The organism is Bacteroides sp. (genome assembly GCF_019417265.1).
Lineage (GTDB): Bacteria > Bacteroidota > Bacteroidia > Bacteroidales > Bacteroidaceae > Phocaeicola.
This window is the reverse complement of the sequence record NZ_DXVR01000029.1, coordinates 23,191-30,539: the sequence shown is the minus strand read 5'-3', so window position 1 is coordinate 30,539 and position 7,349 is coordinate 23,191. Positions and strand designations below refer to the sequence as shown.

The 7,349-nt window shown below is 42.4% G+C and carries 4 protein-coding genes; all 4 read left to right on the top strand.

The features are described 5' to 3' along the window. Nucleotides 1-305 precede the first annotated feature (305 nt). The 4 genes from QZ379_RS05615 (at nucleotide 306) to QZ379_RS05600 (ending at nucleotide 7,347) form a co-directional block, all read left to right on the top strand. Nucleotides 306-1,721, top strand: coding sequence for an ATP-binding protein (locus tag QZ379_RS05615; RefSeq protein ID WP_291560294.1), 1,416 nt, complete (start codon nucleotides 306-308; stop codon nucleotides 1,719-1,721). A 214-nt stretch (nucleotides 1,722-1,935) separates the two neighbouring features. Then, complete coding sequence (locus tag QZ379_RS05610) at nucleotides 1,936-3,396, top strand: DUF3375 domain-containing protein (RefSeq protein WP_291560286.1); 1,461 nt, start codon at nucleotides 1,936-1,938, stop codon at nucleotides 3,394-3,396. After that, entirely contained in the window at nucleotides 3,393-3,971 is a 579-nt protein-coding gene (locus QZ379_RS05605; RefSeq protein ID WP_291560275.1) for a DUF4194 domain-containing protein, read from the top strand. Before QZ379_RS05610 ends, QZ379_RS05605 begins: the two co-directional genes overlap by 4 nt. Next, nucleotides 3,955-7,347, top strand: coding sequence for an ATP-binding protein (locus QZ379_RS05600; RefSeq protein WP_291560270.1), 3,393 nt, complete (start codon nucleotides 3,955-3,957; stop codon nucleotides 7,345-7,347). The genes QZ379_RS05605 and QZ379_RS05600 overlap by 17 nt, the downstream gene beginning before the upstream one ends. The last annotated feature ends 2 nt before the right edge of the window (nucleotides 7,348-7,349 follow it).

Here is a 7,349-nt window from a genome sequence, read left to right as displayed (position 1 = left end):
TCCTAATAATACTCCATTTCATTTACTTCTTTGAAGATGTGAAAATGAAATGGAGTATGTTTTTTTATAAAGAAAATAATATTTTTTGTCATTTTATATAAGCATAAACGACGATGGTATAAGGTGGATAGTACGTATTAATAATGATGTATCGACAGTACGGATGTTCTTGTAAAAGCAATGGTCAATATCATACTCATAAATGGTTTATATGATATAATCTGCCAAATCCTCTAAATTTTATGAGATTTGGCAAATTATGTGGATTATTTGTATTATATTTGTGAAAATAAAATTCAATACTTATGATAATCGGACGAAAAGAAGAGCAAAGAATATTACTTTCGGCAGCTCAGTCGGAATATTCGGAACTGATTGCTGTTTATGGTCGTAGGCGCGTAGGTAAGACATACCTTATCCGTGAAACTTTTGGCTATAAATTTACATTCCAGCATACAGGCTTGGCCAACGCTAAGACAAAAGATCAGCTGTTTAGTTTTGCCATTTCACTTCGTGATGCGGGTTACGACGATTGCCCCACACCGCAATCGTGGTTGGAGGCATTCAGTCTGTTATCTCACTTCTTGAAAAACTCGACAGATGAGAAGAAGATTATTTTTCTTGACGAACTTCCGTGGATGGATACTTCCCGTTCAAATTTCATTTCAGCGTTTGAACACTTCTGGAACGGTTGGGCATCAGCTCGCAAGGATATTGTTTTGATTATATGCGGGTCAGCCACATCGTGGATTATCAATAAGGTGATTAATGACCATGGAGGGCTTCATAATCGTGTGACGCAACGTATTGCCCTTCAACCGTTTACTTTGAAAGAGTGTGAGATGTTTGTCAAAAGCAAGGGGCTTGAAATGAACCGATACCAAATAGCTGAGTGCTATATGGTATTGGGTGGCATACCGTTTTATTGGAACTTGCTTGAAAGAGGGCTTGGTCTTGCCCAAAATATCGATAAGATTTTCTTTGCCAGAAATGGAAAATTGGCAAATGAATTTAATCTGCTTTATGCTTCTTTGTTTAAGTCGCCTGAACAATACATAGATGTCGTAACAGCACTTGGCAGGAAAAAGGTCGGTATGACTCGTGAAGAGATTATAACTGCAATCGGCAAACCGAGTAACGGCGCATTGAGTAAAGTACTCGATGAGTTGGAATATTGCGGATTTATAAGGAAATACAGTGGCTATGGTAAAAAGACAAAGCAGGCAATTTATCAATTGGTAGATAATTATACGCTCTTTTATTTCAAGTTTATCCGGGAAAACAAGAACAATGATGAGCATTTCTGGTCAGTGTCCATCGATTCTGCAACGCATCGTGCGTGGAGTGGTTTGGCTTTTGAGCGCCTATGTATGGCTCATACGCAGCAAATCAAGGCCGGATTGGGCATTTCAGGTGTATTGAGCAATATCTACTCTTGGCGAAAAGAGGCAGATGAAAATGGCGAAGGAGCACAAATTGATTTGTTGATAGACCGTAATGACCAGGTGGTAAATATCTGCGAAATGAAATACTCTTTGTCGGAATTTTCTATCGATGCAGAATATGAGCGCAATCTCCGCAACAAAAAAAGCTCATTCATCGAGGCTACAAATACCCACAAGGCTGTACACCTTACTATGGTAACTACTTACGGAATTCGTCATAACTCTCACTCCGGAATAGTGCAAAGCGAGATAACATTAGAGGATTTGTTTGCTTAGTAGTAGTAGAAATGTACTCCATTTTGCTTGTTTCTGTGAAGGATGTGAAAGTGAAATGGAGTATGTTTTTTTATGAATAAAATAATATACTTTGTTGTTTTATTCCGGGAGAAGCGTTTGGTGGAAGGAAAAATCAGGCAAAATCCGCTCTGTTACATTGCCGTGTCGTAATTAATGACTAACTTTGTATGATAACTTATTTCGAATAAAAAACATGTCCGAAACCCAGCTATTGTCCGATATATTGAATGGTTCTCCATGTGCGGAGCTTTTGCGCCTGCGCAACAGGGAGATTATCATATTGTTTCTATATGAAACTTTTTATAAGCATAGGGAACCTGTGGCTTATGATTCATTGAAGATGCGACTTTCCGATTACCTTTCATCCATCAATTTGGAGAATGATGAGGAAAATGATATAAATGTGTTCGACTCGTACGACGAGAAAGCATACAAGTATATTCAGAAATGGACGGACAAAGGTTTTCTCCGTAATTATCAGGAAGAAAGCGGAGAGGTGTTTTACGAGCTTTCGTCATATTCCAGCAAGGTGATAGACTGGCTTCTCAGTCTGAAGAAGGATGAGTTCGTTGGAACTGAGTCAAAGTTTATGAACCTTTACGGACAGATAAAGGAACTTGTAGAGTTTACCAACGAGGACCCTGAAGAACGTATCCGTATGCTGGAACAGAGAAAGATGGAGATAGAACATCAGATTCAGAGCCTTAGGGCAGGAGAGTCTGCCATGGTCTATGAGGAGTATCAGGTACTTCCGCGTTTCCGCGACATTACACGTACGGCAAAGGAACTTCTTTCCGACTTCAAGGAGGTGGAAGACAATTTCAAGTCCATCACAAAATCCATATATCAGAAACACGCAGAGGGAGATGTGTCGAAAGGCGATATCCTTGGATATACGTTCGACGCGCTTGACAAACTTCAGGAGAGTTCGCAGGGGAAAAGTTTCTATGCTTTCTGGGATTTCCTTATGACACCGTCCATGCAGGATGCATGGGACAATATGGTGGATGATTTGTATCATTCCATAGATCCGTCGCAGATACGTCAGGAAGATATGTTCCTGAAAAACATGAAACAGTATCTCTATAACAGCGGAAAAAAGGTATATCAGGCAAACGACAAGATGGCTGAAAAATTGAGCCGTATCATCTGCGAAAACAATAACTCTCAGTCGGCTGCATCGAAACGTGTGATTCAGGACATACAGTCGGTACTTCTTCAGTTGGCAAGCCGGAATATAAAACCAGATGTGTCGTTTGAACTGGAGACAATGCCGGAAATTTCCATGCCTATAGAGAGAAAACTTACTCTTGAAAAGACTGATGATGTGGACTACAACAATGTGATAGAAATAGCCAGTGCGGACATTTCAGAGGCAGAACATGCGGATAAACTGTTTGTAAGTCACGGTGTTGACCGCGCTATATTGAAACAGAGAATACACGATTCGCTTAAACGTTGCAAGCAGGTTTCTCTGTCCGATGTGGTAGAGGAGAGTGGAGGTCTGGAGAAAGGACTGGCAGAGCTGTTCGGATATATCAGTGTGATACGCGGGTTCAGGCATACTATCAATCCCGACCGCACACAGGTCATACCGTTTAACAGCGAGTTGAAAAAATCAATTGTAATACCGGAAATTATTATCTTAAAATGAATATAGATTCTATAATAGCACCTTACGGACGTACCGTTGTACGCCTGCTTAAAGGTCCCGTTGAAGTGACGGACACTAACGCATGGGAGGACATCCTGAACTATCAGTCGGAGATAAACAAGTATCTCATGAACATAGGTATAGAGCTGATAGTAAAACGAGACGAAGGTTTTGCATATATCAAGCAGATAGTGGACGATGAGGACAGGACTACAGGACTTATTCCCCGTCAGCAGCTTGGTTTCGAGATATCAGTCATTCTGGTAATTCTCAGACAGATGCTTGAAGAGTTCGACAGCAATATGGATGAACTTTATTCCACAGAGTGTTTTGTCAGTGCCGACGAGCTGAGGGAACGAATAGAGATATTCCTTCCTGAGCGTTTCAACAGAGTTAAGCTTCTCAGCGAGATAGACACCTATATCAACCGTATTGTGTCGCTGGGATATCTGAAACTGATAAAGCGCGACAATGTGAATACATATCAGATTCACAGAATAATAAAAGAGAAAGTAACATTGGACAAACTACAAGAATTTAAGGATAAACTGCAAGAATATGTTGAGTCTGTTTAGTACCGGTTCCGATACGTCGGGATTTCGTCTGAAATACATGGAGATATATAACTGGGGAACATTTCACGAAAGAATTTTCCGTATGGAACCCCAGGGAAACAATGCACTGCTTACGGGAGCAAACGCTTCGGGAAAGAGTACCATAATAGATGCTCTCCTGACGCTGATGGTGCCTGCCAAGAAGGACAGGTTCTACAATCAGTCGTCGGGAGTGGAGAAGAAAGGTAACCGAACAGAGGAGACATACGTTTTGGGTAATTACGGAAACATACAGCGTGACGGCGAAAGCGGTGCCAGCACACAGTCATTGCGCGACCATTCTGCATACTCTGTGCTTCTTGCTACTTTTACCAATACCGATACCCGTGTGGTTACTGTGTTTCAGGTTCGCTGGTTCTCCGGCGGTGAGTTGAGGCGTACCTTCGGTCTGGCCCACTGCGAACTGGATATAAAGACCGACTTCCAGCCATTCGACGGCAAGGGTATGTGGCGTCGCCGTCTGGAAAGCTCGCATAAGGGAAACCGTACTATGGTGGAATTTTTTGAAGGACCTGTAGGTTATGCCGACCGTATCACACAGCTTTTCGGTATGCGTTCCGTAAAGGCTCTTTCACTGTTCAATCAGATTGTGGGTGTGAAGGTGCTCGACGACCTGGACGACTTTATCCGTACCAATATGCTTGAAGAACAGAATGCTGAGTCGCAGTACAAAATGCTGAAGGACAGTTTCAAGACTCTGATGGAGGCGAAGACCAATATCGAAAAGGCAGGAAAACAGATAGAGTTGCTTACACCTATATCAGAATATGCGGACGAAATAAAAGAATATGCCCAGAAAATAAAGCAGCTTTCCATGGACAGGGAAAGCATTGACTACTGGTTTGCCCGTAAGACTATAGAACTGGGTAAGGAACGTGTTGATTCTTTGGAACAGGAGCAGGAACGTCTTGAGAAAGAGGAAAAGAAACTCCGTGACGACGAGGACAGAATGCGTCAGGACGAACGTTCCATAGCCCTTGCCATAGAGAATGATGAGGTGGGCAGGAAGATAAAGGAAATGGAGCAGGAGATCAAGCGCCTGGAAGAACTCCGTGACGAACGTGTATCGCGTATGGATGAATATAACGCAGTGGCATCAGTCCTGTCGCTCAATACTGACCCTGACAAGGATACTTTCATAAGTCAGCGTGATTCAGTAGCCGGACGTCTGGAAATCATGAATGTCGGTATAGAGCAGAAAATCAGAGGAACTATAACTTTCGAAAACGAAAGAAAAGGAATTACTTTGAATATTGATGAGTATATCAAGACTATTGAATCTCTGAAGAAGAACAAGAACAATATTTCCGGACGTGAATCAGAAATACGCGAAATGATTCTTGAACATACCGGAGCCACTAAGGACGAGATACCTTTCATCGGTGAGCTGATAAGGGTAAATCCTGCGGAAATGGAGTGGGAGGGTGCCATTGAGAAAATCCTTCACAATTTTGCATTGCATTTGCTTGTGCCTGACCAGTATTATCATGAGGTAAACAAGTTCTTGAATTCCAGTGACCTGAAAGGAAGGATTACTTATTACCGCTATCGTACTTACAACTCGCTTGCAGGTATGGAAACATTTACAGCTGACGATGCCAGACTGCTCGACAAGATAGAAATACGTCCCGACTCTGAATATGAGGAGTGGATACGCGATACCATATTCAATAAATACAACTATGCGTGCGTGGAAAATCTTGAGGAGTTCGAACGCTATCAGGAAAAGGCTGTTACGCGTGAGGGACTGATAAAGTTCTCGCACGACAGGCATGAGAAGGATGACCGTCCTCAGGTAGTGAGCAAGGCAAATTATATCCTCGGATGGGATAACCAGGACAAGATAGCCCTGCTGCAACATGAGATAAAGGAACTTCGGCAGAAAGACATCGAGCTGATGGCTAAGCTGAATGATATAAACTCCGAGAAACAGAAACTCCAGTATGATTACGACATGAGCAAGAAACTGGTGGATATGTTCAAGGATTTCGATGCCGTAAACTGGAAGGAATACGCAACACGTCTGCAGGAGAAACTTTCCGACAAAGCAGAGCTGGAGAAGAACAACAATACTATACAGGCTCTGCAGAAACAGTTGGAGCAGGTGCGTCAGGCAATACGCAAGATTTCTCTTGAGGAAATACGCGATAAAGTCAGTCAGATTTCTGATATAAAATCCAAGATAAAGGAAACAAAATACGAGATGGAGGAATGTCAGAAGGCTGTTTTATCAATGCGCTCTATTTTGTTGTCCGATTTTGAGCAGGCTTACGAAGAACTGAGAAACTGTACATACGATGACCTGGACAAGGAGTATAAGTCATTCATCAGCCGCAATGACCGCGAACGTAACAAACTGTTCAATAAGAAACGCGATGCAGAGGACAAGGCGAAGAATCATATCCGCGATTTCAAATATCCTTCGGAATATATTACAGAAAAGTTCAAGGACTGGCGTTCGGACGTTAATGCCATGCCTGAAGCGGAAAATATTGACTTGATAGACGAGTATCAGGAAATGTTGCACCGCTTGCAGAAAGAAAACCTGCCGAAATACGAAAAGCAGTTTGACAACTATCTGCAGAAAACGCTTACAGACAAGGTGGGTGACTTCCGTATGTTCTTCATCAACTGGAAGAGTGCGATAGATGACAATATCCGAATGCTGAACGAATCGCTCCACGGTATTGATTACCGCAAGCAGCCTGCTACTTACATTCAGCTGGTTATGCAGACCAGGATAAATGAAGAAGTCAGAGAGTTCCGCCGTCTGATGGATGAGGCTATGCCTAATGTGCAGAAAATCAATTCCACTATAGATGGGCGAAAGATTCATTTCCGTGACCATATCCAGCCATTCATGGAACGTCTGGAAAATGAGGATTGGAGAAACAGGGTGATGGATGTGCGTTCATGGTTCACTTATAAGGCTGAGGAATTCAACCGCAATACAGGAAATAAGGAAACCACATACGAAAACATGGGACACTTGTCGGGAGGAGAGAAAGCTCAGCTTACTTATACCATCTTGGGCTCTGCTATTGCATACCAGTTCGGATTGACAAAAAGCGGAATGCAAGACAATTCGTTCCGTTTCATAGCCATTGATGAGGCCTTCAAGGCACAGGATGAGGATAAGGCACGCTATCTGATAGATCTTTGCAAACAGCTCCATCTGCAGCTTCTTGTGGTTACTCCTAACGATAATATACATATCGTAGAGAACGATATCTCGTATGTTTATTTCGTCGAGCGTAAGGAAGAAAAGACCTCATGGCTCTACAGTATGCCTATAGAGCAGTGGAGGGCAGAGAATAATCCGGGAACATTGTTTTAATA